Genomic DNA, 26126 nt, shown 5'->3' on the forward strand with positions numbered 1-26126 from the left:
CGTCAGAGCAAAGCGAAAATGAATGTGCATCAATACTATCCGGTAGACATTGTTAACGGGCCGGGAACACGCTGCACGCTGTTCGTTTCCGGCTGCGTACATGAATGTCCCGGGTGCTATAACAAAAGCACCTGGCGGTTAAATTCAGGTATGCCGTTCACCCAGGAAATGGAAGATAGGATCATTAACGATCTGAACGATACGCGTATCCGCCGCCAGGGGCTGTCGCTTTCGGGCGGCGATCCGCTTCATCCGCAAAACATCGCGGATGTGCTAAAGCTGGTGCAGCGAGTGCGGGCGGAATGCCCTGGCAAAGATATCTGGATGTGGACGGGTTACAAGCTTGATGAATTAACCGAAGCTCAACGCGAAGTGGTTGATTTAATTAACGTGTTAATCGATGGCAAGTTCGTTCAGGATTTGAAAGACCCAGCGCTGGTCTGGCGCGGCAGTAGCAACCAGGTCGTACATCATTTGCGATAGAGCCCCTTATGGGGCTTTTGCTATTTCACGCAACTGACTTGAGTCCAGAGTATTCACACCCTCGCCTGTAGGCTTAAGCGCCTCATGCAGCATTGCTTTCGCTACATCCCTTGCTTCAATGGACTTCCACTTCCCAGGCATGATTTTGAACAATGGTGCAAACAGCGACTCATTTAAACGCTGTGATTCCCGATGGCCGAGCAGCATGGATGGACGAGCAATCGTCAGACGCGGCCACTGTTGCGCTATCAATGCCTCCTCCATCTCACCTTTTACCCGATTATAAAAGAATGGCGATTTGCTGTTCGCGCCAATGGCGCTAACCACCAGCATCTGTTTAGCTCCCAAACGCAGCCCAGTGATGGCGGTGTCCACCACTAGCGTGTAATCCGCCAGCACAAAAGCTTCTTTGCTGCCCGCTTCTTTCATAGTGGTACCGAGGCAGCAAAAGACTGTATCAATCGGCTCGGTCAATTGTGTGAGTGCATCACTCAACTGAGGATCGTAGGGGTTGGTGACTTTATTCATTGCAGGCAAAGGGCGCCGTGTTGCAGCAACGATATGACCGATCTGCGGCTCATTGATTAGCATGCGCAGTAAGTGCCCACCAACAAGGCCTGTGGCCCCCGTAATCAAAACCCGGTTCATAAGTTCTCCTGTCGCCTATTAACCAAGTTTAGTGTCATCTCGCAGCCAGTGGAGCTTTTTACCAAAACCGAGCGTGTTGTCGGTCATTTTTATTTCATCAAGACGAATTTCCCACACCGGTGCCTTCATCACTCGCGCTACAGGGAAGCGCTTGCAGTAACGAGCACGAATGCTATCGGATTCTTGCTCTGCCACCAGCGTGATTTCGCCGCGGAACTGTACGCCACGAATTAACGCCACGGTTTTGGGCTGCCCATTAACCGTTCCGGCTACATTGGCCTGGTTTCCAATCAACTCTCCGTGACGAGTGTGAGTTTCGCTTAACAGGTAAAAAGTGACGCGCTGTTCATCAAATAAGTAGAACGCATTTGCGCACCATAAATCACCATTACTGCCTGCGCAGTAAGTCAGTACATGCTGTTTGTTCAGCCAACGACTAATGGCATTGAGAGTTTCCATGTGCAACCTGAAGAGTGATATTCTGCGGAAAACATCAATTATGCGCCCGACCTATGTCCCCCTGGTATCTCTATTTAATCCGCACCCTCGATAACCGTTTATATACGGGCATTACCACCGATGTGGAGCGCCGTTTCTCTCAGCATCAAACCGGGAAAGGTGCGAAAGCATTGCGTGGGAAAGGTGAGTTAACATTGGCCTTTAGCCATCTGGTAGGCGATCGCTCAAGCGCATTGCGCCTGGAGTATCGCATCAAGCAGCTAACTAAAGCGCAGAAAGAGATGTTGGTAAAAGGAGCATTGTCGTTTGAAGACCTTTTGGCAGGCCTTCAAACGAAATCAGAGATCAAAACTCTCGGTTAAAATGTTCGTGATATTCCACTAAACCACTCACGCCATTGAGCGCGTCATCGGCCAGTGGATGAATCAGAAAATAGGCTTCGGTATCAGGCCAGGCACAGCGCAAATCGAATTGTGCAGCGGGAACAAAACCAAAGCGGCTATATAGCGCGGGTTCGCCCAACGTCACAACGGCGGCATAACCAAATTCATTGAGTGAATCGAGTCCTTCGTAAACCAGTTTTTTCGCCAGCCCCTGGCCGCGATAAGCTTCGTCTACAGCCAGTGGCGCAAGACCAACCCACTGTAGTTCTTCACCTTCGACCGCAACCGGACTGAATGCGGCATAACCCACGACCTGACCTTCGTCATCCGTGGCAACAACACCCAGTGTTAAAAGGCCGTCTTCTCGTAAATCCTTCACCAAATCTGCTTCACCATTGCTATTAAAGGAGCGGCGAAGTAAAGCGTCGATGCCTGGAGCATCAATAGGTATTTCTACACGAATTAGCATGGCTCACCTACCGAGTTACTTTCTGGAGCAGGTTTATGCTTCATCCCCGCTTCGACAAAATCAGCCAGTTGCAGTAGCAGCATGCGTAGTGGTTTTGGCATCGCATCCAGCTCAATGGCATCCATTAAATTTTTGACGTACAGACCCAGTTCAGTGTCACCTTCAATCATCAGGCGGCGTTGGAAAAACAGGGTATCGGGATCTTGTTTACGTGCAGCGATCATCAACAAATCGTTGGCTGTCGCACTGAAACTCACATCAGCCGGAGCATCTTCACGCACAACCAGTTTGTTATCTTGTACCGAAGTAAACCATTTTAGACCGAGATCACGCACTTCAATACTTAACCAGCGTCCCTCAAGAAATTCGAGTTCACCTTCTTCCATTGCCTGACGGAACTGCCAGCCAAGAACCTGTTCAAGCACCTGGCGCTTTAGAGCAAAGGGCGTCAGTTTAACCGGTGTTCTTAACAGTGACGGGCCGAGATGGACCAGGCGTGAACGCAATTTATCCAACACAAGCTTTACTCCTTGAGAAATTTAACCACCATTTTGCCACACCAGCCATTCTCCGTAGCGGTGTAAATCAACAAGTTTGCGGGTTATCAATACCATCATATTGATTTCATCAATACGCCATTAGCTGCCTTAAATCAAAATTTGTCGTGGACGGGTTAACTAAAATCCCAGTTCGTTAACAATTTTGCTGTCCGACACTGGGCCGCATGGGTTTCCTCTCAGGTTACCCAATGATTCAGGATAAATTATGGAGTTGCTTTGCCCAGCTGGAAACTTACCGGCGTTGAAAGCGGCCATCGATAATGGTGCCGATGCGGTTTACATTGGTCTTAAAGATGATACCAACGCCCGCCATTTTGCTGGACTGAATTTCACGGAGAAGAAACTGCAAGAAGCGGTAAGTTACGTGCATCAACATCGCCGTAAATTGCATATCGCTATCAATACGTTTGCGCATCCGGACGGCTACGTGCGCTGGCAACATGCAGTAGATATGGCAGCGCAACTCGGAGCCGACGCTTTAATTCTGGCCGACCTCGCCATGCTTGAATACGCGGCTGAGCGTTATCCGCATATTGAGCGCCACGTATCGGTACAAGCCTCCGCCACCAATGAAGAAGCAGTCCGCTTTTATCATCGCAACTTCGACGTTGCGCGTGTTGTTTTACCACGCGTGTTATCCATTCATCAGGTAAAACAGTTGGCTCGCGTAACCCCTGTACCGCTTGAGGTTTTTGCTTTTGGTAGCCTGTGCATTATGGCCGAAGGGCGTTGCTATCTTTCCTCCTACCTGACCGGTGAGTCGCCTAACACGGTGGGGGCCTGTTCCCCTGCGCGCTTTGTGCGTTGGCAGCAAACTCCGCAAGGCCTTGAGTCACGCCTCAATGATGTACTTATCGACAGGTATCAGGATGGTGAAAACGCAGGTTATCCGACGCTTTGCAAAGGTCGCTATCTGGTTGACGATCAGAAATATCACGCTCTTGAAGAGCCAACCAGCCTGAACACACTTGAACTGCTGCCTGAATTATTAGCCGCGAATATTGCGTCGGTGAAAATCGAAGGCCGCCAGCGTAGCCCGGCCTATGTCAGCCAGGTAGCGAAAGTCTGGCGTCAAGCAATCGATCTGTGTATGGCTGATCCGGAAAACTACCGTGCGAAACCTGCGTGGATGGAAGATCTGGGAGCGATGGCCGAAGGCACGCAAACCACTCTCGGTGCCTATCACCGTAAATGGCAGTAGGGATGACCATGAAATATTCATTAGGGCCAGTGCTGTACTACTGGCCAAAAGAGACGTTGGAAAAATTTTACCAAGCTGCAGCAAACAGCAGTGCCGAGACGATTTATCTTGGTGAGTCAGTGTGCAGCAAGCGCCGTGCAACCAAAACGGGCGAATGGCTGGATATGGCGAAAAGCCTGGCAAGCCAGGGTAAGCAAGTTGTCCTCTCCACGCTGGCGCTGGTTCAGGCACCGTCTGAATTAAACGAACTCAAACGCTACGTCGAGAATGGTGATTTCCTGATTGAAGCCAATGATCTCGGTGCCGTGAATATGGCGGCAGAACGCAAACTGCCGTTTGTCGCAGGCCACGCGCTCAACTGCTATAACGCGGTGACGCTGCGCATACTGCTCAAACAAGGTATGGTTCGCTGGTGTATGCCGGTTGAGCTTTCACGTGACTGGCTGGCAAACATGCTCACTCAGTGTGACGAGTTGGGTATTCGCAATAAGTTTGAAGTCGAAGTGCTCAGCTATGGCCATTTGCCTTTGGCGTATTCCGCACGCTGTTTCACCGCACGTTCCGAAGACAAACCAAAAGATGAATGCGAAACCTGCTGCATTAAATATCCTGTCGGCCGCAACATGTTGTCTCAGGAAAATCAGCAAGTGTTTGTGCTTAATGGAATTCAGACCATGAGCGGATATGTGTACAACCTCGGAAACGAACTGGCCTCGATGAAAGGCTTAGTCGATATGGTGCGTTTATCACCGATGGGTATGGAAACACTTCGCGTTCTGGAAGCCTTCCGCAAAAATGAGAATGGCAATGCGCCGTTATCTTTGGCACAGCAAAACGATTGTAATGGCTACTGGCGACGCGTTGCTGGCTTAGAACTGGTGACTCAGAGCTAAAAAAGGCTCACTTTGTTACTTAATTGTTGATGGTTTTCGGCAATACTGAAAGACAATCATCAATAAACAGAGTGAGCCGTTATGTCTCAAACTCCTTTTTCACTACTCGATCTAGCCCCTATTCCACAAGGCTCCCAGCCTCGTGATGCGTTCCATCGATCCTTAGATTTAGCTCGCCTGGCCGAGAAGCGCGGCTATCACCGCTACTGGCTGGCAGAGCACCACAATATGACCGGCATCGCGAGTGCTGCGACGTCCGTGTTGATTGGCTATCTGGCGGCGAATACCGAAACGTTGCGCCTCGGTTCCGGTGGCGTGATGTTGCCGAACCACTCACCTCTCGTGATTGCCGAGCAGTTTGGCACCCTGGAGACTCTTTATCCTGGGCGTATTGACTTAGGATTAGGTCGCGCGCCGGGAAGCGACCAGCGCACTATGATGGCGTTGCGCCGCCATATGAGTGGTGATATCGACAATTTCCCACGCGATGTCAGTGAACTGGTGTCATGGTTTGATGCCACAGACCCAAACCCGGCAGTGCGCCCGGTTCCTGGCTACAACACTAAAATTCCTGTCTGGCTGCTGGGTTCAAGCTTGTATAGCGCCCAACTGGCGGCCCAACTTGGGCTGCCGTTCGCCTTTGCTTCACACTTTGCACCCGATATGTTGTTCCAGGCGCTGCAACTTTATCGTGCCCAGTTCAAACCGTCTGCCCGCCTGGAAAAACCGTATGCAATGGTATGCATCAATATTATTGCAGCTGACAGCAACCGCGATGCCGAATTCCTGTTTACCTCGATGCAGCAAGCTTTCGCTAAATTGCGTCGTGGCGAAACGGGCCAGTTGCCACCGCCGATTGAAAACATGGATAGCTTCTGGAGCCCGGCAGAGAAATATGGCGTGCAGCAGGCATTGAGCATGTCTCTGGTGGGTGATATTGCGAAAGTACGCCACGGTCTGATCTCATTGCTGCGTGAAACGCAGGCTGATGAAATTATGGTTAATGGCCAGATTTTTGATACCCAAGCTCGCCTGCATTCCTTTGACCTGGCGATGGATGTTTACGAGAGCCTGTAAAGTTTTCGCCCCTCGGTGGAGGGGCGAAAACTTAGTGATAAACCGGCAGTAAATCGAAGCTTGAAAGGATATGGATAGCGGCGTTTGTCACACCGAAGATAAGAATCAGCACAATCATTTTATTCCCGCCCCACACCCGGTAAGTCGGGCTGCCAAATTTCTTGCGAGAAGCTTTTGCGAGAAGAGCTGGAACAATTGCCGCCCAGATAGTCGCCGCCAACCCCGCAAATCCAATCGCGTAAATAAACCCGTCAGGCCAGATAACACCGCCCAACATCGGTGGAATAAATGTCACCAGGGCGGTGTTCAAACGGCCAACGGGTGAATCATCAAATTTAAACAGGTCGGCCAGATAATCGAATAAGCCTAATGTCACCCCCAGGAATGAACTGGCAACAGCGAAGTTGGAGAAAACGATCAACAGTAAATCCAGGGTACGACTGTTCAGTACACCACTCAATGCACCGACCAACACATCAATATTCCCGCCTTTATAAGCAATCGCAATAAAATCACTGCGCGGAATATTTCCCATACTGCCCACCAACCAAATGATGTACAACACCAACGCCATCAGCGTGCCCCAAATCAGGCAGCGCTTAATGGTTTGTGGATCTTTGCCGTAGTACTTCATCAGGCTGGGTACGTTACCGTGATAGCCAAATGAGGCGAGACAAAATGGCAGAGTCATAAAGAGATACGGCAAATAGCTCGGGTTAATCGCTTTGCTATCAAGCAATGTTGCCGGTTCGACGTGCCACATCAAGCCGCCAAACGTCATAAAGAAAGTCAGTATTTTTGCGCCGAGAACGATAGTGGTCATGCGGCTAACGGCACGCGTGCTTATCCAGACAATAAACGCCACTACCAGGGCAAAGATTAACCCGGCAAATCTGGCGGGGAAATCGACAGACATTTTGCCGAGCGTATGATGGATTACGGAACCGCTCGCCGAAATATAGGCATAGGTCAGGATATACAGCACAAACGCGATGGACAGACCGTTAATCAGATTCCAACCTTTACCCAGCAAATCTTTAGTGACGGTATCAAAGCTTGAGCCTACGCGGTAGTTGAGGTTGGCTTCCAGAATCATCAATCCGGAATGCAGCATACAAAACCAGGTCACTAATAACGCTGCAATAGACCAGAAGAACCACGCCCCAGACATCACCACCGGCAGAGAGAACATTCCTGCACCAATAATAGTGCCGCCAATAATCATTACCCCACCAAAAATAGACGGCGAGGCGTGGGTGGTTGCTAAAGTTGCCATACGAATTCCTGAGACAATGAACGACTGTCGAAGTGACAGGCTTGCTGCGCTACATTGTACCAGTACATGAGTACAATTTGGATAAAAAAAATCCCGGTTGCGTTAACCAGGATTTTTATCACTGCCTGCTGGTAAACAGCAGGCATAAACTTCTGTGATTATGCTTCTGTGGTACGACGACGAGCAGGAGCTGCACCGTCTTCACGACGTGGGCCACGACCGCCTTCACGACGTTCGCCACTGAAACTACGTGGTGCACCAGCACCTGCTGGGCCATCACGACGTGGACCGCGACCGCCTTCACGACGCTCACCACCACCGAAACCACGACCAGCACCTGCTGCTGCACCGCCGCCACGACGTTCGCCGCCACGGTCAGTACGAGGCTGAGCATCACCCATCAGCTGCATATTCATTGGTTTGTTCAGAATACGAGTACGGGTAAAGTGCTGCAGGATTTCGCCCGGCATGCCTTTTGGCAGTTCGATAGTAGAGTGAGTACCGAACAGTTTGATGTTACCGATGTAACGGCTGCTGATATCACCTTCGTTAGCGATAGCGCCAACGATATGACGAACTTCAACACCATCATCACGGCCAACTTCAATGCGGTACAGTTCCATATCGCCAACATCACGACGTTCGCGACGTGGTGCATCACCATCACGCTGTGGACGATCTGAACGCTCTGGACGGTCACCGCGCGGTGCACGATCTGGACGATCGCCACGTGGTGCACGGTCTGAACGTTCGAAACGCTCATCGCGCTCACGGAATTCACGACGTGGACGCATTGGTGCATCTGGTGGCAGGATCAGAGGACGTTCGCCCTGTGCCATTTTCAGCAGTGCTGCAGCCAGTGTTTCCATATCCAGCGCTTCTTCTGATTCAGCAGAAGGTTGGATTTTTGCAAGCAGACCACGGTACAGATCCAGATCGCTGCTTTCCAGTTGCTGCTGAACTTTAGCTGCAAACTTAGCAAGACGACGCTCACTCAGCAGATCACGGTTTGGCAGTTCAACTTCAGGAATAGTCAGCTTCATGATGCGTTCGATGTTACGCAGCAGACGACGCTCACGGTTCTCAACGAACAGCAGAGCACGACCAGCACGACCTGCACGACCTGTACGGCCGATACGGTGAACGTAAGACTCAGAGTCCATCGGGATGTCGTAGTTAACAACCAGGCTGATACGCTCAACGTCCAGGCCACGAGCTGCAACGTCGGTTGCAATCAGGATGTCCAGACGACCGTCTTTCAGACGCTCCAGAGTTTGCTCACGCAGCGCCTGGTTCATGTCACCGTTCAGTGCAGCACTATTGTAGCCGCTCTGTTCCAGCGCTTCTGCCACTTCCAGAGTTGCGTTTTTGGTACGTACGAAAATGATCGCCGCATCAAAATCTTCAGACTCGAGGAAACGAACCAGTGCTTCATTCTTACGCATGCCGTGTACAGTCCAGTAGCTCTGGCTGATGTCCGGGCGAGTAGTAACGCTAGATTGAATGCGTACTTCCTGCGGATCTTTCATGAAACGACGGGTAATACGACGAATCGCTTCTGGCATAGTTGCAGAGAACAGAGCGGTCTGATGACCTTCTGGGATCTGAGCCATGATGGTTTCAACGTCTTCGATGAAGCCCATACGCAACATTTCGTCAGCTTCGTCCAGTACCAGACCTTTCAGGCTGGACAGATTCAGCGTACCGCGTTTTAAGTGGTCAAGCAGGCGACCTGGGGTACCAACAACAATTTGTGGTCCCTGACGCAGGGCGCGCAGCTGCACGTCATAACGCTGGCCACCGTAAAGGGCAACAACGTTTACGCCATGCATATGTTTAGAGAAATCCGTCATGGCTTCAGCAACCTGAACCGCCAGTTCGCGGGTCGGTGCCAGCACCAGGATTTGTGGTGCTTTCAGCTCTGGATCAAGGTTGTGCAGCAACGGTAAAGAGAACGCTGCAGTTTTGCCGCTACCAGTCTGGGCCATACCCAGTACATCGCGGCCAGCCAGCAGCTGTGGGATACACTCTGCTTGGATTGGAGATGGTTTTTCGTAACCCAGATCGTTCAGGGCTTTAAGGATGGAGTCGTTAAGACCCAGATCAGAAAAAGTAGTTTCGATAGTAGTAGTCTCGATGATGTCAGTCATGTAGTACACGTGCCTCGTAGATGGCGGCCAGTCTACATAACTCATCGTGAAATTGACCTGCAATTTTCATTGAAAAGTGTGAACCGGCTCAAATTTGGTTGATTAACGAACAAAAACGCCCTCACCCGTTAAGGTGATGACTTTAATAAAAAAGTTTATGGGCTGATCGATGTTCGTCAGCTATTGCTGGTCCGATTCTGCCAGGTCATCTTGCTCCTGGCCCAAGAGCGCTAATTCCAACAATGCATAACGATGCTCAACGTAGTTGTGTACGTTGTTAGCGACCGCTAACTTGAACAGTGCCGTAGCGCTGTCCTTTTCCCCCAGACTTAGGTAGTACTTACCTAAATAGAAGTTGGTTTCACTGAGATGCTCAGCGAGCGAGGTGTTATCCGTTGCGTCCGCCTCGAGGCGTTCCATTAACGTTTTTTCGTTAATGTTCCCCAGGTAGAACTCGACAATGTTCCATCCCCATTGCTCTTTGTCCGATTTATCGAGGCGCTGTTGTAACGCCACTTTAGCCTGCTTTGCATCTAAATTGCTTTCAGCAATGTAGAGCCACAGACTACGGAAAGGATCATTGGGATCGTCTTGATAAAACGCTAGCAGATCATCTTGCGCTAAACGATAACGACCACCGTAGTAGAGGGCGATACCGCGATTTAAATGCGCATAGTTGTAAGTTGGATCAAGCTCAAGTACAGAATCAAACGCTTCATAGGCAGCATCAAAATTGCCTGCCTGCGTTAAATATATACCTAAGTAATTGAATACTTCAGGCATATCGGGGCGGATTGCCAACGCTTGTGAAAAATCATTTCGCGCTAGAGCCCGCAAGCCAAGGCTATCATACAACACTCCGCGCTCATATAAAAGCTGCGCGCGCTCATCATCGGTTAAAGCCCGGCTGGCAAGTATCTGTTCCATGCGTGCAAGAATGACTTCTTGCTGCAAAGTCGGCTGCAATGGCACCGCCAGGACTTCACGTTCACGCCAGGAGGAGTTGCTGCATCCTGCCAGCGCGAGAGCTGTCGCAACGAAACACCAGCGCAAAAAAGGCTTCATTTCCCACTCCCGAAGACAACATATGGATGACGTCCTGTCCGCCGGCTCTAAGACGAGACTCCCTGCCCCGTAATAAATAGCTCTCCATGTCGCCATGGAGAGCTTAATCGGTATAGCTTACTCAGCTTCTGGTGCAGCTGGTGCTGCGCTTTCCGCTGGGGACTGCTCAGTTGCTTCTTTGATGCTCAGACGAACACGGCCCTGGCGGTCAACTTCCAGTACTTTAACTGGAACTTCTTGACCCATCTGCAGGTAGTCAGTCACTTTCTCTACGCGCTTGTCAGCGATTTGAGAAATGTGCACCAGTCCTTCTTTGCCGCCGCCGATAGCAACGAATGCACCGAAATCTACGATACGAGTAACTTTACCCTGGTAGATACGGCCGACTTCGATTTCAGCAGTGATCTCTTCGATACGACGAATAGCAAACTTCGCTTTCTCGCCATCGGTCGCCGCGATTTTCACGGTGCCGTCATCTTCGATTTCGATAGTTGTACCGGTTTCTTCGGTCAGCGCACGAATCACAGAACCACCCTTACCGATCACGTCTTTGATCTTGTCTGGGTTGATTTTGATTGTGTGAATACGTGGAGCGAACTGAGAGATATCGCCACGCGGAGCGTTGATAGCCTGTTCCATCACGCCAAGGATATGCAGACGCGCACCTTTAGCCTGGTTCAGAGCCACCTGCATGATTTCGCGGGTGATGCCTTCGATTTTGATATCCATCTGCAGTGCAGAGATACCTTCACGGCTACCAGCAACTTTAAAGTCCATGTCGCCCAGGTGATCTTCGTCACCCAGAATGTCAGACAGAACAACAAAGTTCTCGCCTTCTTTAACCAGACCCATCGCAATACCGGCTACAGCGGCTTTGATTGGCACGCCTGCATCCATCAGTGCCAGAGAAGCACCACATACGGAAGCCATGGAAGAAGAACCGTTAGATTCAGTAATTTCTGACACTACACGCACGGTGTACGGGAAGCGGTCAGCTTCTGGCATAACAGCCAGTACGCCACGCTTAGCCAGACGACCATGACCAATCTCACGACGCTTCGGTGAACCGACCATGCCGGTTTCGCCTACGGAGTACGGAGGGAAGTTGTAGTGGAACAGGAAGTTGTCGGTACGTTCGCCCATCAACTCATCCAGGTTCTGTGCATCACGTGCGGTACCCAGAGTTGCTGTAACCAGCGCCTGAGTTTCACCACGGGTGAACAGTGCAGAACCGTGAGTGCGTGGCAGAACGCCAGTACGCACATCCAGACCACGGATCATGTCTTTTTCGCGGCCATCGATACGCAGCTCGCCAGCCAGAATACGGCTACGAACAACATTTTTCTCGATAGCGTGCAGAATGTCGCTTACTTCGCCAGCATCAATTGAATCGTCTTCAGCTGACAATGCAGTGATAACGTCAGATTTGATGATGTCGACTTGTGCGTAACGCTCTTGCTTATCAGTAATACGGTAAGCATCGCTCAGACGGGATTCAGCAAGTGCAGCAACGCGTGCATTCAGCGCTTCGTTAGCCGCTTCTGGCTGCCAGTCCCAACGTGGTTTACCAGCTTCAGCAACCAGAGAGTTGATGTTCTGGATAACAATTTGCTGTTGTTCGTGGCCAAATACAACCGCGCCAAGCATCTGGTCTTCGCTCAGCAGTTCAGCTTCGGATTCAACCATCAGCACAGCACCTTCGGTACCGGCAACAACCAGGTCCAGTTTGCTGGTTTTCAGTTCATCAGCAGTTGGGTTCAGAACATACTGGTCATTGATATAACCAACACGTGCAGAGCCAATTGGGCCGTTGAACGGAATACCAGACAGGCTCAGAGCGGCAGAAGCACCAATCATTGCAACGATATCTGGGTGAACTTGTGGGTTCACGGAAACAACAGTCGCGATAACCTGAACTTCGTTCACGAAACCTTCCGGGAACAGCGGACGCACTGGACGGTCAATCAGACGCGCGATCAGTGTTTCACCTTCGCTTGGACGGCCTTCACGACGGAAGAAGCTACCCGGGATACGACCAGCAGCGTAAGTACGCTCCTGATAGTTAACAGTCAGAGGGAAGAAATCCTGGCCTGCTTTCGCTTTTTTCTGACCGACTACGGTCACGAATACAGCGGTGTCGTCCATGCTGACCATTACTGCTGCGGTAGCCTGGCGAGCCATCATACCGGTCTCTATTGTGACCGTATGCTGACCGTATTGAAATTTACGGACAATCGGAGTTAGCAAAATAATATCCTTAATAATCTTTGGTAGCAGGTGATTGCACTTGCTCCGTTTAACCCGATCTCTATCGCATCCTCGCGACTAATGACAACCCTAACCCGCCCATGCGGATAAAGCCTCTCATTAGCCGCGCGAACCTCTGCAACAAAGATCACACACTGCAACAATACATTAGTTTCCATAGAATTGCTGCCATCTGGTTGAAAAAAGGGGCCTTAAAAGGCCCCTTTTTCTGAAACTCGCAAGACTTAGCGACGCAGACCCAGACGCTCGATCAGGCTGGTGTAACGTGCTACATCTTTACGCTTCAGGTAGTCGAGCAGTTTACGACGCTGAGAAACCATACGCAGCAGACCACGACGGCTGTGGTGATCTTTTTTGTGCTCAGAGAAGTGACCCTGCAGGTGGTTGATCTGAGCAGTCAGCAGTGCAACCTGAACTTCGGTAGAACCGCTGTCGTTAGAACCACGACCAAACTCGGAAACGATTTTTGCTTTAGCTTCAACGCTTAGAGACATTTTAAACTCCAAAATTATAGATAAAAAGATAGAGTGCCGATCTCTAATTCAGCAACTCCAGTGCACTTTCACAACAATGTTAAACAAAGGTATGAAAGTTAAGCCGCGCCATTTTACCTGTAGCCACCTCTTATCGCAAGGCAACTCCAGGTGTCAGAGCGGATACTCAACAACCAGACGACGAGGCGCTACGCGTCCATCATCATCAATTTCGGCCATGCCGATAAATTTGCCTTCATCACCTTCGGTGACGCGGACTAGCCCTTCTGCCGGGCTACCCGCCACTTGCACTGGCTGCCCATTCTTGAAGTAACCCGCAACAGCAGGTAATAAATTCACGATTGGGAAGTCTGAAGCCGGACTATCCATTGGCATCAATAATGGATCTAACAGCACCGATGGCTCAATTTCTTGCGCTTGTGCTTGCTCAACCAATGCATGCAATTGCTCAAGCGTTACCATGCGTTCGACAGGATACTTGCTCACTGCAAGGCGACGCAGGAAAGTCACATGGGCACCACAACCGAGTTTTTCACCTAAATCATCAGTGATGGTCCGGATGTACGTTCCCTTAGAACAGTGAATTTCCAACTCAAGTTCATTGCCTTCATGGCGAATAAACAGAAGTTCGTAAACCGTGATAGACCGTGCTTCACGCGGCACTTCGATACCCTGGCGCGCATACTCATAAAGTGGCTTGCCTTGATATTTCAGTGCGGAGTACATCGATGGAACTTGCTGTGTTTCACCACGAAAGCTATCTAACGCTTGCGCCAGCTCTTGTTCGGTAAAGGTTACCGGACGCTCCTGAACGACTGTGCCATCAGCATCAGAAGTATCAGTGCGTTGCCCAAGGCGGGCAATAACACGGTAACGCTTGTCGGAATCAAGTAGATAACGCGAGAATTTTGTCGCTTCTCCGAGGCAAATCGGCAGCATTCCGGTTGCAAGCGGGTCAAGCGCTCCGGTATGACCGGCACGGTTAGCGTTATAAATACGCTTCACTTTCTGCAACGCGTCGTTCGAAGATAAACCCTGAGGTTTATCTAACAACAGTACTCCGTGGATATCACGACCACGACGACGAGGACGACTCATTAATCCTCCTTGCTGTCATCCGTATCGTTTACACGGCGCTCATCATCGTTTCTGATGACGTTAGAAACCAGATTCGACATGCGCATACCTTCAACCAACGAGTTATCGTAGAAGAAAGTCAGTTCAGGCACGATACGCAGGCGCATTGCTTTGCCCAGCAAAGAACGAATGTAGCCAGAAGCATCCTGTAAAACCTTGATGCCTTCTTTCACTGCTTGTTCGTCTTTATCGTTCAGGAAGGTTACAAACACTTTTGCATAAGCCAGATCGCGTGACACTTCGACACCAGAAACGGTGGTCATCATGCCCAGACGCGGGTCTTTAATTTCGCGCTGCAGGATGATTGCGATTTCTTTCTGCAATTCCTGGGAAACACGCTGTGGGCGACCAAATTCTTTCGCCATAATAAATTCTCCATAAAATCAGGGGGCGCTCGGCCCCCTAAAGATATTAGCTATGTACCCGGCTGATATCAGGCGATGGTACGTTGGATTTCGATGATTTCGAATACTTCGATCACATCACCAACACGCACATCATTGTAGTTCTTCACGCCGATACCACATTCCATACCGTTACGAACTTCGTTAGCGTCATCTTTGAAGCGGCGCAGGGATTCCAGCTCGCCTTCATAGATAACAACGTTGTCGCGCAGAACACGGATTGGGTTGTGACGTTTGACCACACCCTCGGTAACCATACAACCTGCGATTGCGCCAAATTTCGGTGATTTGAACACATCGCGAACTTCGGCCAGGCCGAGGATCTGTTGTTTCAGTTCCGGAGACAGCATGCCGCTCATTGCTGCTTTAACTTCGTCAATCAGATGGTAGATGACGGAGTAGTAACGCAGATCCAGGCTTTCTGACTCAATAACGCGGCGTGCAGATGCATCAGCACGAACGTTGAAGCCAACCAGAATAGCGTTAGAAGCTGCAGCAAGCGTAGCGTCAGTCTCAGTGATACCACCAACACCGGAACCGATGATTTTAACTTTAACTTCATCAGTAGACAGTTTCAGCAGGGAATCGCAGATCGCTTCAACAGAACCCTGAACGTCCGCTTTCAGCACAACGTTAACTTCAGACACTTCGCCTTCGGTCATGTTGGCGAACATGTTTTCAAGTTTAGATTTCTGCTGGCGAGCCAGTTTAACTTCGCGGAATTTACCCTGACGATACAGAGCAACTTCACGAGCTTTTTTCTCGTCACGAACAACTGTTACTTCATCACCCGCTGCCGGAACACCAGACAGACCAAGGATTTCAACAGGAATAGACGGACCCGCTTCAGTAACTTCACGACCCATTTCGTCACGCATTGCACGAACACGGCCATATTCGAAGCCACAAAGAACGATGTCGCCTTTATTCAGGGAACCTTCACGAACCAGAACAGTTGCTACCGGGCCACGACCTTTATCCAGGAAGGATTCGATAACCACACCGCTCGCCATACCATCACGCATTGCTTTCAGTTCGAGAACTTCAGCTTGCAGCAGGATTGCGTTCAGAAGTTCGTCAATACCAGTACCTGCTTTAGCAGATACGTGGATGAACTGGCTTTCACCGCCCCACTCTTCTGGCATGATGCCGTACTGAGACAGTTCCTGCTTAACACGGTCTGGATCAGCTTCTGGCTTATCGATTTTGTTCACTGCAACCACTACCGGCACCTGCGCCGCTTTCGCGTGCTGGATAGCTTCGATAGTTTGTGGCATCACACCATCGTCTGCAGCAACAACCAGAACAACGATATCCGTTGCCTGAGCACCACGAGCACGCATAGACGTAAACGCTGCGTGGCCCGGGGTATCCAGGAAGGTAACCATACCGTTTTCAGTTTCTACGTGGTATGCACCGATGTGCTGGGTAATACCACCCGCTTCGCCAGACGCTACTTTAGTAGAACGAATGTAGTCGAGCAGGGAAGTTTTACCGTGGTCAACGTGACCCATGATGGTAACAACTGGAGCACGTGACTCAGCAACTGCGTCAGTGTCACGGTCGCTCATCAGCGCTTCTTCCAGCTCGTTTTCACGGCGCAGGATAACTTTGTGGCCCATCTCTTCGGCAACCAGCTGTGCGGTTTCCTGGTCGATGACCTGGTTAATGGTTGCCATTGCGCCCAGTTTCATCATCGCTTTGATGACCTGAGAGCCTTTAACAGCCATTTTATTAGCCAGTTCTGCAACAGTCACTGTTTCGCCGATTACGACGTCACGGTTAACTGCCTGCGCAGGCTTGTTGAAGCCTTGCTGCAGAGAACTTGGTTTACGCTTACCTTTACCACCACGAACTGCAGCACGCGCTTCTTCACGGTCAGCTTTAGACTCGCCGTGTTTGCCGCCTTTTTTCTGGCGTGGTGCTTTAGTTGTCGCAGTACGAGCACGAGTACGGCCAGCTTCAACTTCGCGGTCGTTTTCGTCTTCAGCCTGGCGAGCGTGTTGAGAAGTGGTTACATGGTAATCAGATTTATCGTCTTCCACTTTCTCTTCTTCCGTCCAAACACCTGCGTTAGCTTCAGCCATTTTACGGGCCTCTTCAGCTACACGACGGGCGTCTTCTTCTAATTTGCGACGGGCTTCTTCTTCAGCTTTGCGCTTAAGCTCTGCAGCTTCAGCTTCGCGACGGGCTTTATCTGCCTGGGCGCTTTTCGTCATATCGTCTTGTTGATTGCTCACTTTGTCTTTTTCCGCAGCTTCACGTTTCGCTTTATCAGCGGCTTCACGCTTAGCTTTATCTTCAGCTTCACGTTTAGCTTTTTCTTGCGCCTGACGATTGGCAGCTTCCTGCGCCTCACGTTGGGCTTGCTCTTCCGCTTCACGCTGCGCCTGTTCTTCCGCGGCAAGACGTTCTGTCTCTTGCGGATCACGTTTCACAAAGGTGCGCTTCTTGCGGACTTCGATTTGTACCGATTTACTTTTCCCACCGGTACCTGGAATGTTTAAAGTACTGCGCGTTTTGCGCTGTAATGTCAACTTATCTGGCGCAGAACCGTGTTCACGATTCAGGTGCGCCAGTAATGTCTGTTTTTCCTGGGCCGAGACAGAATCATCAGCAGCCTTAGGGATCCCTGCATCAGCAAATTGCTGTACCAGGCGGTCCACGGAGGTCTGAATCTCTGCGGCCAGCGCTTTTACGGTTACATCTGTCATGCTGTTCCTTCCTGCTACAGTTTATTACGCTTCGCCGCCAAACCAGCAGATATTGCGAGCAGCCATAATCAATTCCCCGGCTTTCTCGTTGGTTAAACCTTCAATATCTGACAGATCGTCGACACCTTGCTCAGCCAAATCTTCCAGCGAGCTCACACCGCGTGAAGCGAGTTTAAAGGCCAAGTTGCGATCCATACCTTCGAGGTTCAGCAGATCCTCTTGAGGTTTGTTATCGCCCAGGCTTTCTTCCTGCGCCAATGCCAGTGTGGTGAGGGCGTTTTTGGCGCGATCACGTAATGCTTCCACTGTATCTTCATCAAGGCCGTCAATTTCCAGCAACTCTTTCATCGGCACGTATGCCAACTCTTCGAGGGTGGAGAAGCCTTCTTCTACCAATACAGTGGCAAAATCCTCGTCGATCTCGAGGTATTTGGTAAAGGTATCAATGGCAGCATGTGCTTCAGCCTGATGCTTGGCTTGCAGGTCATCAACAGTCATGACGTTGAGTTCCCAGCCACTCAGCTGTGCGGCCAGACGAACGTTTTGTCCGTTACGACCGATTGCTTGTGCCAGATTGCCTGCCTCTACCGCGATATCCATTGTATGTTTGTCTTCGTCAACAACAATGGAAGCCACGTCAGCCGGAGCCATAGCATTGATAACGAATTGTGCCGGGTTATCGTCCCACAGCACGATATCAATACGCTCACCGCCCAGTTCAGTAGAAACTGCCTGAACACGCGCACCGCGCATGCCAACACAAGCACCTACTGGGTCGATACGCTTGTCGTTGGTTTTCACGGCGATTTTCGCACGAGAACCAGGATCACGAGCAGCGGCTTTGATTTCAATAACTTCTTCGCCAATTTCCGGCACTTCAATGCGGAACAATTCGATCAGCATTTCAGGCTTAGAACGGCTAACAAACAGTTGAGCACCACGAGCTTCCGGACGCACAGCATAAAGCACACCGCGGATACGGTCACCAGGGCGGAAGTTTTCACGCGGTAACATATCTTCGCGAAGAATTACAGCTTCAGCGTTGCTGCCGAGATCAAGAGAGATGTTCTCGCGGTTAACTTTCTTCACCACACCGGTGATGATTTCACCTTCGTGCTCGCGGAACTGATCAACCACCATTGCACGTTCAGCTTCACGTACTTTTTGTACGATAACCTGCTTTGCAGTTTGAGTAGTGATACGGTCAAAGGTTACAGATTCAATCTGGTCTTCAACATATCCGCCAACATTCAGCTCTGGATCTTCGAATTGAGCTGCATCAAGAGTGATTTCACGCGTAGGTTGGGTAACTTCTTCTACAATGACCCAACGGCGGAAAGTATCAAAGTCACCACTTTTACGATCGATGCTAACGCGCACATCAATCTCTTGTTCGTATTTTTTCTTGGTCGCTGTTGCCAGTGCACTTTCCAGCGCTTCGAAAATCTTCTCACGCGGCAGTGATTTTTCGTTGGAAACTGCTTCTACAACAGCCAAAATTTCTTTGTTCATCCTGGGTTTTCACCTCAATCCAAACTATTAAAAGTGGGGTACCAGGTTCGCTTTCTGGATGTTGCTCAGCGCGAACACTTCATCTTTGCCTTCCACCGTAACCGTGATCATCTCACCTTCTACGGCTTTAATAATACCCTGCCATTTACGACGGTTTTGCACGGCCATTCGCAACACAATGCTTACTTCTTCACCGGTAAAACGAACGTAATGCTCGGCGGTAAACATTGGGCGATCAAGGCCTGGTGAGGAAACTTCCAGGTTGTAAGCAACAGTGATAGGGTCTTCGACATCCAGTACTGCGCTTACCTGGTGACTGACATCAGCACAATCATCAACATTGATGCCATCTTCACTATCAATATAGATGCGCAGCGTGGATTGGCGACCTCGAACAAATTCGATTCCTACCAACTCATAGCCCAGCGCCTCGACCGGTGCTGAAATCATCTCTGTTAATTTTTGCTCTAATGTGGACAAGCCCACCCCCAAGAAATAAAAAAAGGGCATATAGCCCAGTTATTCTAAAGTCAGATAACAAAAAACCCCGATAAATCGAGGCTTTATATAACTGAACCCTGTACACCGCGAATGCGGCTCGGACAATATCCAGGAGAATTTTTTTCTAAATTCTTCGCGAGGCACCATCTGGTGTTCACAGTATATTTGAAAAAGAACTCTCAGGGAAAGTGGTTGCGGGGGCCAGATTTGAACTGACGACCTTCGGGTTATGAGCCCGACGAGCTACCAGGCTGCTCCACCCCGCGTCCGAAAACGTGGCAAATATTACGCCGATATTGCATAAAATGCAAGAAATGCAGATATTTTGGTACCGAGGACGGGACTTGAACCCGTAAGCCCAATCGGGCACTACCACCTCAAGGTAGCGTGTCTACCAATTCCACCACCTCGGCACTTTGAACACGGCAATCACTTCTTACCGTATTGAAGCTTACTACTTACTGCGGGATATCGCTGCTCGGCTTGGTAGGTGCCGCTGGCTGTGACTCAGTTTTTGTTGGCTGAGTTAAATTATCCCACACACTTCCTTTATCGGTTTTGTTGGTATTGAGGTTACCCAGTACCAGGCTGATGATAAAGAACAGCGTTGCTAACACAGCGGTCATGCGGGTCATGAAATTACCTGAACCACTTGAACCGAACAGCGTAGCGGAAGCGCCTGCTCCGAAGGAGGCTCCCATATCAGCGCCTTTACCTTGTTGCAGCATGATAAGACCCACAAGGCCCAAGGCTACAATAAGGAAAACAACTAAAAGAGCTTCGTACATATTATCAACCTGTTCCTTGCGGTATTACCGCATACCAAAGCTTCAAACCAGTCAAGCGGATACGTTTAAGTTTACCCACTGAAGCGGGTGAGAATACTAACCAAAGCCGGGGTCACGCGCAAGGGCAATTTATTCACATTTCACTGACTGGAGAAAAAAACAGCAATACATTTGGATTTGTTTATAAAACAGGCGGCAAATGCCGCCTTTTTACACAACCAAAGCGGTAATAAATTAAACCGCTTTTACGGCATCAGCGATGCGGTTGGCATACTCGATAACCAGCGCTTCATCTTCACCTTCTACCATCACGCGGATTAAAGGCTCAGTGCCCGATTTACGCAACAGCACACGGCCACGATTACCCAATGCATCTTCAACTTCAGCGGTCACTTTTTTAACTGAATCGTGCTCAAGTGGATCGCCGCTGCCCGCAGTAAAGCGCACGTTAACCAAAACTTGTGGGAATAATTTCATTCCGCTGCACAAGTCATGAAGGCTCATATGGTTACGCACCATAGCGGTAAGTACTTGCAAACCTGCAACGATACCGTCACCAGTGGTGGTCTTATCTAGCAGGATCACATGGCCGGAGTTTTCAGCACCAATTCTCCAGCCTTTCTCCTGAAGTTTTTCCAGTACATAGCGGTCGCCCACTTTTGCACGCGCAAACGGAATACCGAGCTGTTTCAATGCCAGTTCCAGCCCCATGTTGCTCATCAGCGTACCAACAGCACCACCGCGCAACTGGCCCTGACGGAGTCCTTCACGAGCAATAATGTAGAGGATCTGGTCACCATCAACTTTATGGCCCAGATTGTCCACCATGATGACACGGTCACCATCACCATCAAGTGCAATACCGATGTCAGCTTTTTCAGCCAGCACTCGTTCCTGCAGCATACGCACGTCAGTGGCACCACATTTTTCGTTGATGTTGACGCCGTTCGGTTCACAACCCACGGTAATGACCGTAGCACCCAGCTCACGAAGCACATTTGGCGCAATGTGATAAGTTGCTCCATTGGCGCAATCGACAACAATTTTGAGGCTGCTGAGGCTTAACTCATTAGGGAATGTGCCTTTGCAGAATTCGATATAGCGACCTGCCGCATCCACAATACGGCTGGCTTTGCCCAGTTCCGCAGAATCAACACAGGTGATCTCTTTTTCCATTTCAGCTTCAATGGCTTCTTCAACTTCGTCTGGCAGTTTTGTGCCGTCGATCGAGAAGAATTTGATTCCGTTATCATAGAACGGGTTATGCGATGCAGAGATAACGATCCCTGCTTCGGCACGGAATGCACGGGTCAGATAAGCAACGGCAGGCGTTGGCATCGGACCCGTGAATGAAGCAGACAAACCCGCAGCAGCGAGGCCTGCTTCGAGAGCGGACTCCAGCATGTAACCAGAGATACGAGTATCTTTGCCGATAATAATCTTACGCGAGCCGTGGCGTGCTAATACTTTACCCGCAGCCCAGCCGAGCTTCAGCACAAAGTCAGGGGTAATTGGGGAATCGCCTACACGACCGCGGATGCCATCTGTGCCAAAATATTTACGGTTACTCATAGCGTTTTTTTTTCCTTCGCTGAAAGTGTGGCTTCCACCACGCGCATCGCTTCGACTGACTCTTTTACATCGTGAACTCGAATGATGTTAGCCCCTTGCATCGCAGAAATGACTGCACACGCAATACTGCCACTCAGGCGTTGATCCGGCCCGACATTCAGCAGTTGGCCAACCATTGATTTACGCGACATCCCCACCAATAGCGGTAAGCCAAAGTGATGGAATTCGGAAAGTCGGGCCAAAAGTTGGTAATTGTGGGTCAGATTTTTACCGAAACCGAAGCCCGGGTCGAGCAACAATTTTTCTTTTGCGATGCCTGCCGCTTCACAGCGGGCTATTTGGTCGATAAAAAAGCGATTCACATCTGCAAAAACATCATCGTAACGCGGAGCCTGCTGCATATTCTTAGGTTCGCCCTGCATGTGCATCAGGCAAACGGGCAAACCAGTTTCAGCGGCTGCTTCAAGCGCGCCAGGTTCCTGCAACGAGCGAATATCGTTAATTATATGTGCCCCAACCCGAGCCGCTTCGCGAATCACCTCAGGTTTGGAGGTATCGACTGAAATCCAGATCTCAAAGCGCTGTGCAATTGCTTCCACGACCGGAATCACACGCGACAGCTCCTCATCTACACTCACGTCAGCCGCCCCTGAGCGAGTCGACTCACCACCAATATCAATAATCGTCGCACCCGCATTGATCATCGCGTTAGCGTGTTTTAAGGCTTCCACTAACGAATTGTGCTTTCCACCATCGGAAAAAGAGTCTGGCGTGACGTTCAAAATACCCATGATATGAGGATGAGAAAGATCGAGCGTAGTGCCCTGTGCGGTGAGTTTCATCAAAATTCCCTGCATAGACTTTGGTTAAGACAAAAACAAAAACCCCGGGACAAGCCCAGGGTTTTATAGATTACTGCAGTAACATTCGGCAGAGACGACTTATTTATCGCCCAACTGCTCTGACATAGTATTACCAGGATTTGGCGTACGCGGTTCGTCGACCGGACGCGGTGCTCGTGGTGTACCATTGTTATCAGAATTGTTGTTGCCGCTATTTGATTCTTCCCAGCCCGCTGGCGGACGCACATCACGACGATTCATCAGATCATCAATCTGTGGAGCATCGATGGTTTCATACTTCATCAGTGCGTCTTTCATGGTGTGAAGAATATCCATATTTTCATTCAGGAGCTGACGAGCACGAGCGTAATTACGCTCAATCAACAGCTTCACTTCCTGATCGATGATACGTGCAGTTTCATCGGACATATGTTTCGCTTTCGCAACGGAGCGGCCCAGGAACACTTCACCGTCCTCTTCCGCATATAGCAACGGACCGAGTTTCTCAGAGAAGCCCCATTGGGTAACCATGTTACGAGCGATAGATGTTGCTACTTTGATGTCGTTAGACGCACCGGTAGAAACATGTTCAGCACCGTAAATAATTTCTTCAGCAAGACGACCACCGTACAGCGTAGAAATCTGGCTTTCAAGTTTCTGACGGCTCGCACTAATTGCATCACCTTCTGGCAGGAAGAACGTCACACCCAGCGCACGACCGCGCGGAATGATAGTTACTTTATGCACAGGATCATGCTCTGGAACCAAGCGACCAATAATTGCGTGACCCGCTTCGTGGTATGCGGTGGATTCTTTTTGCGCTTCTGTCATCACCATGGAGCGACGTTCAGCACCCATCATGATTTTGTCTTTCGCTTTTTCGAATTCAACCATGGAAACCACGCGCTTGTTGCCACGGGCAGCAAACAGAGCAGCTTCGTTCACCAGGTTTGCAAGATCGGCACCGGAGAAGCCTGGAGTACCACGTGCAATGATTGCTGGATCGACATCTGGAGCCAGTGGCACACGGCGGCTATGCACCTTCAGGATTTGCTCACGACCACGCACGTCTGGCAGGCCAACAACAACCTGACGGTCAAAACGGCCTGGACGCAGCAACGCTGGGTCAAGTACGTCTGGACGGTTAGTCGCAGCGATAACGATGATACCTTCGTTACCTTCGAAGCCATCCATTTCAACCAGCATCTGGTTCAGTGTCTGTTCACGCTCATCGTGACCACCACCAAGACCCGCGCCACGCTGACGGCCTACGGCGTCGATTTCATCAATAAAGATGATGCATGGTGCCGCTTTCTTAGCTTGTTCAAACATGTCACGAACACGAGATGCACCCACGCCCACAAACATTTCAACAAAGTCAGAACCGGAAATAGTAAAGAACGGTACTTTCGCTTCACCCGCAATGGCTTTCGCCAGCAAGGTTTTACCTGTACCCGGAGGGCCAACCATCAGCACACCTTTCGGGATTTTACCGCCCAGTTTCTGGAAACGGCTTGGCTCACGAAGATACTCAACCAGCTCAGCAACCTCTTCTTTTGCTTCGTCACAGCCAGCAACGTCAGCAAAAGTGGTCTTAATTTGGTCTTCGGTGAGCATACGCGCCTTGCTTTTACCAAACGACATGGCACCTTTGCCACCGCCGCCCTGCATTTGACGCATAAAGAAGATCCAGACCCCAATTAGCAATAGCATTGGGAACCAGGAGATGAAAATAGAAGCCAGCAAGCTTGGCTCTTCAGGCGGTTCGCCTACTACTTTCACATTTTTGGTCAGCAGATTATCAAGCAGCTTAGGATCGTTAACGGGGATGTAAGTCGTGTATCGGTTACTATCTTTCTTGGTAACTTTGATTTCACGTCCATTGATACTCGCTTCGCGAACCTGGTCTTGATTTACTTCAGACAGGAAAGTGGAGTAATCCACCCTACGGCCGTTTGACTCGCTGGGCCCAAAGCTCTGGAACACAGACATCAGCACAACCGCGATGACCAGCCAGAGTATTAGGTTTTTCGCCATGTCACTCAAGGGATTAACCTCATATTACAACTGTGTTAACAAACAGCGTCAGGGGACTATACTTTTCGCCCAGTCGCTACAATGTACACTTCACGTGAGCGGGCACGAGAAGAGTCCGGTTTACGAACTTTAACTGTCGTAAACAGGGAGCGAATTTCCCGCAGGTACTCATCGAAACCTTCGCCCTGAAACACTTTCACTAAAAAACTACCACCCGGTGCAAGAACATCACGACACATTTCCAGTGCCAGCTCTACTAAATACATAGACCGAGGAATATCAACTGCCGGTGTCCCGCTCATATTTGGAGCCATATCTGACATGACAACCTGAACTTTACTGTCACCAACACGATCCAACAGAGCTTTCACGACTAATTCATCACGAAAGTCACCCTGAAGGAAATCAACACCAACGATAGGATCCATTGGTAAAAGATCGCAAGCAATGATTCGCCCCTGATTCCCGATTTGAGTCACCACATACTGTGACCAGCCTCCGGGAGCAGCGCCAAGATCAACAATAGTCATTCCTGGCTTAAAAAGTTTGTCACTTTGCTGTATTTCATCAAGTTTAAACCAGGCACGGGAACGTAACCCTTTTTTCTGCGCCTGAATTACATATTTATCGCTAAAGTGTTCCTGCAGCCAGCGACTAGAGCTGGCAGAACGCTTTTTACCTGTCATCTCAAATTCCAACTTTGTTCATCGTGAATAGCAGGCTGTAAGAGTTATCAGCACAGCCGATTGGCGATACGGGAGATATGGCGGTAGAATGAACCGTTTTCAATCCCAACGTAAGCAAAAAATACGATGAATCTGAGTACTAAACAAAAACAGCACCTGAAAGGTCTTGCTCATCCGCTCAAGCCAGTAGTTATGCTTGGCAATAACGGTTTGACCGAAGGGGTACTGGCCGAGATTGAACAAGCGCTTGAACATCATGAGTTAATCAAGGTGAAAATCGCAACGGAAGATCGCGAAACTAAAACCCTGATCGTGGATGCCATCGTGCGTGAAACCGGCGCCTGTAATGTACAGGTTATCGGTAAAACGCTGGTGCTCTATCGCGCGTCTAAAGAGCGCAAAATCTCTCTGCCAAAATAAGCAGAGAGTGTGCAAAATGCCACGCTCTGTTAGTTGATAAAAGGCCGCGGTGCGGCCTTTTTCCTTTCTTTACAATACTCCACGCTA

At 49.9% G+C, this 26126-nt stretch carries 26 protein-coding genes and 2 tRNA genes; 6 read left to right on the forward strand and 22 right to left on the reverse strand.

Translation table 11 applies throughout. The features are described from left to right. Positions 1-18 precede the first annotated feature (18 nt). Positions 19-483, forward strand: a complete 465-nt coding sequence (gene nrdG / locus M977_RS08490; RefSeq protein WP_064514029.1) for an anaerobic ribonucleoside-triphosphate reductase-activating protein — start codon at positions 19-21, stop codon at positions 481-483. A gap of 6 nt (positions 484-489) precedes the next feature. On the opposite strand, the gene M977_RS08495 is transcribed toward nrdG, so the two are convergent. Together M977_RS08495 and M977_RS08500 are read right to left on the reverse strand one after the other, a co-directional pair. Next, entirely contained in the window at positions 490-1131 is a 642-nt protein-coding gene (locus M977_RS08495) for an NAD(P)H-binding protein (RefSeq protein WP_064514031.1), read from the reverse strand. 18 nt (positions 1132-1149) lie between these two features. Continuing rightward, complete coding sequence (locus M977_RS08500) at positions 1150-1590, reverse strand: YhbP family protein (protein WP_064514033.1); 441 nt, start codon at positions 1588-1590, stop codon at positions 1150-1152. A gap of 53 nt (positions 1591-1643) precedes the next feature. Between M977_RS08500 and M977_RS08505 the strand changes: the two genes are divergently transcribed. Next, the gene (locus M977_RS08505) at positions 1644-1952 is read left to right on the forward strand and encodes a GIY-YIG nuclease family protein (protein ID WP_064514035.1); all 309 of its coding nucleotides are present in this window, start codon (positions 1644-1646) and stop codon (positions 1950-1952) included. Here M977_RS08505 and M977_RS08510 read toward each other — a convergent pair. Continuing rightward, entirely contained in the window at positions 1936-2442 is a 507-nt protein-coding gene (locus M977_RS08510; RefSeq protein WP_064514037.1) for a GNAT family N-acetyltransferase, read from the reverse strand. The two genes, M977_RS08505 and M977_RS08510, sit on opposite strands and share 17 nt — an antisense overlap. Beyond that, the gene (ubiT, locus tag M977_RS08515; protein WP_034459662.1) at positions 2436-2960 is read right to left on the reverse strand and encodes a ubiquinone anaerobic biosynthesis accessory factor UbiT; all 525 of its coding nucleotides are present in this window, start codon (positions 2958-2960) and stop codon (positions 2436-2438) included. Before ubiT ends, M977_RS08510 begins: the two co-directional genes overlap by 7 nt. A 247-nt stretch (positions 2961-3207) precedes the next feature. On the opposite strand from ubiT, the gene ubiU reads away from it, so the two are divergent. The 3 genes from ubiU to M977_RS08530 all read left to right on the forward strand — a co-directional run bounded on the left by ubiU (position 3208) and on the right by M977_RS08530 (position 6173). Beyond that, complete coding sequence (gene ubiU, locus M977_RS08520; RefSeq protein ID WP_064514039.1) at positions 3208-4203, forward strand: ubiquinone anaerobic biosynthesis protein UbiU; 996 nt, start codon at positions 3208-3210, stop codon at positions 4201-4203. 8 nt (positions 4204-4211) lie between these two features. Then, positions 4212-5096, forward strand: coding sequence for a U32 family peptidase (locus M977_RS08525; protein ID WP_064514215.1), 885 nt, complete (start codon positions 4212-4214; stop codon positions 5094-5096). Positions 5097-5177: 81 nt separating this feature from the next. Next, the gene (locus M977_RS08530) at positions 5178-6173 is read left to right on the forward strand and encodes a luciferase-like monooxygenase (RefSeq protein ID WP_064514042.1); all 996 of its coding nucleotides are present in this window, start codon (positions 5178-5180) and stop codon (positions 6171-6173) included. A 31-nt stretch (positions 6174-6204) separates the two neighbouring features. Here the strand turns inward: M977_RS08530 and mtr are convergent, their stop codons facing one another. The 18 genes from mtr to rlmE all read right to left on the reverse strand — a co-directional run bounded on the left by mtr (position 6205) and on the right by rlmE (position 25619). Beyond that, positions 6205-7449 carry a tryptophan permease gene (gene mtr / locus M977_RS08535; RefSeq protein ID WP_064514044.1) on the reverse strand — a complete coding sequence of 415 codons (1245 nt, stop codon included), beginning with the start codon at positions 7447-7449 and terminating at the stop codon, positions 6205-6207. Between the two features lie 158 nt (positions 7450-7607). Continuing rightward, positions 7608-9599 (reverse strand): DEAD/DEAH family ATP-dependent RNA helicase, encoded by a 1992-nt coding sequence (locus tag M977_RS08540; RefSeq protein ID WP_064514046.1) that lies wholly within the window; start codon positions 9597-9599, stop codon positions 7608-7610. Continuing rightward, positions 9592-9669: a protein YrbN gene (yrbN, locus tag M977_RS25230; protein WP_110510645.1), complete on the reverse strand. Its 78-nt coding sequence runs from the start codon at positions 9667-9669 to the stop codon at positions 9592-9594. The genes M977_RS08540 and yrbN overlap by 8 nt, the downstream gene beginning before the upstream one ends. Before the next feature lie 110 nt (positions 9670-9779). Then, positions 9780-10664, reverse strand: coding sequence for a lipoprotein NlpI (gene nlpI, locus M977_RS08545; RefSeq protein WP_064514048.1), 885 nt, complete (start codon positions 10662-10664; stop codon positions 9780-9782). 117 nt (positions 10665-10781) lie between these two features. Further along, on the reverse strand, positions 10782-12911 hold the full coding sequence (gene pnp / locus M977_RS08550) for a polyribonucleotide nucleotidyltransferase (RefSeq protein ID WP_064514050.1): 2130 nt from the start codon (positions 12909-12911) through the stop codon (positions 10782-10784). A gap of 245 nt (positions 12912-13156) precedes the next feature. After that, the gene (gene rpsO / locus M977_RS08555; RefSeq protein ID WP_064514052.1) at positions 13157-13426 is read right to left on the reverse strand and encodes a 30S ribosomal protein S15; all 270 of its coding nucleotides are present in this window, start codon (positions 13424-13426) and stop codon (positions 13157-13159) included. 153 nt (positions 13427-13579) lie between these two features. Further along, positions 13580-14524: a tRNA pseudouridine(55) synthase TruB gene (gene truB / locus M977_RS08560; protein ID WP_064514053.1), complete on the reverse strand. Its 945-nt coding sequence runs from the start codon at positions 14522-14524 to the stop codon at positions 13580-13582. Beyond that, positions 14524-14928, reverse strand: a complete 405-nt coding sequence (gene rbfA / locus M977_RS08565; RefSeq protein WP_034459684.1) for a 30S ribosome-binding factor RbfA — start codon at positions 14926-14928, stop codon at positions 14524-14526. The genes truB and rbfA overlap by 1 nt, the downstream gene beginning before the upstream one ends. A gap of 68 nt (positions 14929-14996) precedes the next feature. Further along, positions 14997-17681, reverse strand: coding sequence for a translation initiation factor IF-2 (infB, locus tag M977_RS08570; protein WP_064514056.1), 2685 nt, complete (start codon positions 17679-17681; stop codon positions 14997-14999). 24 nt (positions 17682-17705) lie between these two features. Next, positions 17706-19193 (reverse strand): transcription termination factor NusA, encoded by a 1488-nt coding sequence (gene nusA, locus M977_RS08575; protein ID WP_034459687.1) that lies wholly within the window; start codon positions 19191-19193, stop codon positions 17706-17708. A 27-nt stretch (positions 19194-19220) separates the two neighbouring features. Then, on the reverse strand, positions 19221-19673 hold the full coding sequence (gene rimP / locus M977_RS08580) for a ribosome maturation factor RimP (protein ID WP_072009469.1): 453 nt from the start codon (positions 19671-19673) through the stop codon (positions 19221-19223). A 210-nt stretch (positions 19674-19883) separates the two neighbouring features. Further along, a tRNA-Met gene (locus M977_RS08585) sits at positions 19884-19960 on the reverse strand. Between the two features lie 60 nt (positions 19961-20020). Then, a tRNA-Leu gene (locus M977_RS08590) sits at positions 20021-20107 on the reverse strand. A gap of 45 nt (positions 20108-20152) precedes the next feature. Beyond that, the gene (secG, locus tag M977_RS08595; RefSeq protein ID WP_034459692.1) at positions 20153-20482 is read right to left on the reverse strand and encodes a preprotein translocase subunit SecG; all 330 of its coding nucleotides are present in this window, start codon (positions 20480-20482) and stop codon (positions 20153-20155) included. 234 nt (positions 20483-20716) lie between these two features. Further along, positions 20717-22054 (reverse strand): phosphoglucosamine mutase, encoded by a 1338-nt coding sequence (glmM, locus tag M977_RS08600; protein WP_064514058.1) that lies wholly within the window; start codon positions 22052-22054, stop codon positions 20717-20719. Next, positions 22051-22896, reverse strand: coding sequence for a dihydropteroate synthase (folP, locus tag M977_RS08605; protein ID WP_064514060.1), 846 nt, complete (start codon positions 22894-22896; stop codon positions 22051-22053). The genes glmM and folP overlap by 4 nt, the downstream gene beginning before the upstream one ends. A 99-nt stretch (positions 22897-22995) precedes the next feature. Further along, positions 22996-24933, reverse strand: coding sequence for an ATP-dependent zinc metalloprotease FtsH (gene ftsH / locus M977_RS08610; RefSeq protein ID WP_064514062.1), 1938 nt, complete (start codon positions 24931-24933; stop codon positions 22996-22998). Positions 24934-24989: 56 nt separating this feature from the next. Beyond that, complete coding sequence (rlmE, locus tag M977_RS08615; RefSeq protein ID WP_064514064.1) at positions 24990-25619, reverse strand: 23S rRNA (uridine(2552)-2'-O)-methyltransferase RlmE; 630 nt, start codon at positions 25617-25619, stop codon at positions 24990-24992. A gap of 126 nt (positions 25620-25745) precedes the next feature. Between rlmE and yhbY the strand changes: the two genes are divergently transcribed. Further along, positions 25746-26039: a ribosome assembly RNA-binding protein YhbY gene (gene yhbY, locus M977_RS08620; RefSeq protein WP_064514066.1), complete on the forward strand. Its 294-nt coding sequence runs from the start codon at positions 25746-25748 to the stop codon at positions 26037-26039. The last annotated feature ends 87 nt before the right edge of the window (positions 26040-26126 follow it).

Source organism: Buttiauxella gaviniae ATCC 51604, from assembly GCF_001654835.1.
In the GTDB taxonomy this organism is placed as follows: Bacteria; Pseudomonadota; Gammaproteobacteria; order Enterobacterales; family Enterobacteriaceae; genus Buttiauxella; species Buttiauxella gaviniae.

Excerpts from the sequence above, each read along its gene's own strand:
- M977_RS08510 (WP_064514037.1), bottom strand. The coding sequence starts at position 2,442 with ATGCTAATTCGTGTAGAAATACCTATTGATGCTCCAGGCATCGACGCT.
- infB (WP_064514056.1), bottom strand. The coding sequence starts at position 17,681 with ATGACAGATGTAACCGTAAAAGCGCTGGCCGCAGAGATTCAGACCTCC.
- ftsH (WP_064514062.1), bottom strand. The coding sequence starts at position 24,933 with ATGGCGAAAAACCTAATACTCTGGCTGGTCATCGCGGTTGTGCTGATG.
- nlpI (WP_064514048.1), bottom strand. The coding sequence starts at position 10,664 with ATGAAGCCTTTTTTGCGCTGGTGTTTCGTTGCGACAGCTCTCGCGCTG.
- mtr (WP_064514044.1), bottom strand. The coding sequence starts at position 7,449 with ATGGCAACTTTAGCAACCACCCACGCCTCGCCGTCTATTTTTGGTGGG.
- rpsO (WP_064514052.1), bottom strand. The coding sequence starts at position 13,426 with ATGTCTCTAAGCGTTGAAGCTAAAGCAAAAATCGTTTCCGAGTTTGGT.
- M977_RS08500 (WP_064514033.1), bottom strand. The coding sequence starts at position 1,590 with ATGGAAACTCTCAATGCCATTAGTCGTTGGCTGAACAAACAGCATGTA.
- M977_RS08525 (WP_064514215.1), top strand. The coding sequence starts at position 4,212 with ATGAAATATTCATTAGGGCCAGTGCTGTACTACTGGCCAAAAGAGACG.
- glmM (WP_064514058.1), bottom strand. The coding sequence starts at position 22,054 with ATGAGTAACCGTAAATATTTTGGCACAGATGGCATCCGCGGTCGTGTA.
- nrdG (WP_064514029.1), top strand. The coding sequence starts at position 19 with ATGAATGTGCATCAATACTATCCGGTAGACATTGTTAACGGGCCGGGA.
- secG (WP_034459692.1), bottom strand. The coding sequence starts at position 20,482 with ATGTACGAAGCTCTTTTAGTTGTTTTCCTTATTGTAGCCTTGGGCCTT.
- rbfA (WP_034459684.1), bottom strand. The coding sequence starts at position 14,928 with ATGGCGAAAGAATTTGGTCGCCCACAGCGTGTTTCCCAGGAATTGCAG.
- yhbY (WP_064514066.1), top strand. The coding sequence starts at position 25,746 with ATGAATCTGAGTACTAAACAAAAACAGCACCTGAAAGGTCTTGCTCAT.
- folP (WP_064514060.1), bottom strand. The coding sequence starts at position 22,896 with ATGAAACTCACCGCACAGGGCACTACGCTCGATCTTTCTCATCCTCAT.
- nusA (WP_034459687.1), bottom strand. The coding sequence starts at position 19,193 with ATGAACAAAGAAATTTTGGCTGTTGTAGAAGCAGTTTCCAACGAAAAA.
- ubiU (WP_064514039.1), top strand. The coding sequence starts at position 3,208 with ATGGAGTTGCTTTGCCCAGCTGGAAACTTACCGGCGTTGAAAGCGGCC.
- M977_RS08495 (WP_064514031.1), bottom strand. The coding sequence starts at position 1,131 with ATGAACCGGGTTTTGATTACGGGGGCCACAGGCCTTGTTGGTGGGCAC.
- truB (WP_064514053.1), bottom strand. The coding sequence starts at position 14,524 with ATGAGTCGTCCTCGTCGTCGTGGTCGTGATATCCACGGAGTACTGTTG.
- yrbN (WP_110510645.1), bottom strand. The coding sequence starts at position 9,669 with ATGAAAATTGCAGGTCAATTTCACGATGAGTTATGTAGACTGGCCGCC.
- M977_RS08530 (WP_064514042.1), top strand. The coding sequence starts at position 5,178 with ATGTCTCAAACTCCTTTTTCACTACTCGATCTAGCCCCTATTCCACAA.
- M977_RS08505 (WP_064514035.1), top strand. The coding sequence starts at position 1,644 with ATGTCCCCCTGGTATCTCTATTTAATCCGCACCCTCGATAACCGTTTA.
- rlmE (WP_064514064.1), bottom strand. The coding sequence starts at position 25,619 with ATGACAGGTAAAAAGCGTTCTGCCAGCTCTAGTCGCTGGCTGCAGGAA.
- M977_RS08540 (WP_064514046.1), bottom strand. The coding sequence starts at position 9,599 with ATGACTGACATCATCGAGACTACTACTATCGAAACTACTTTTTCTGAT.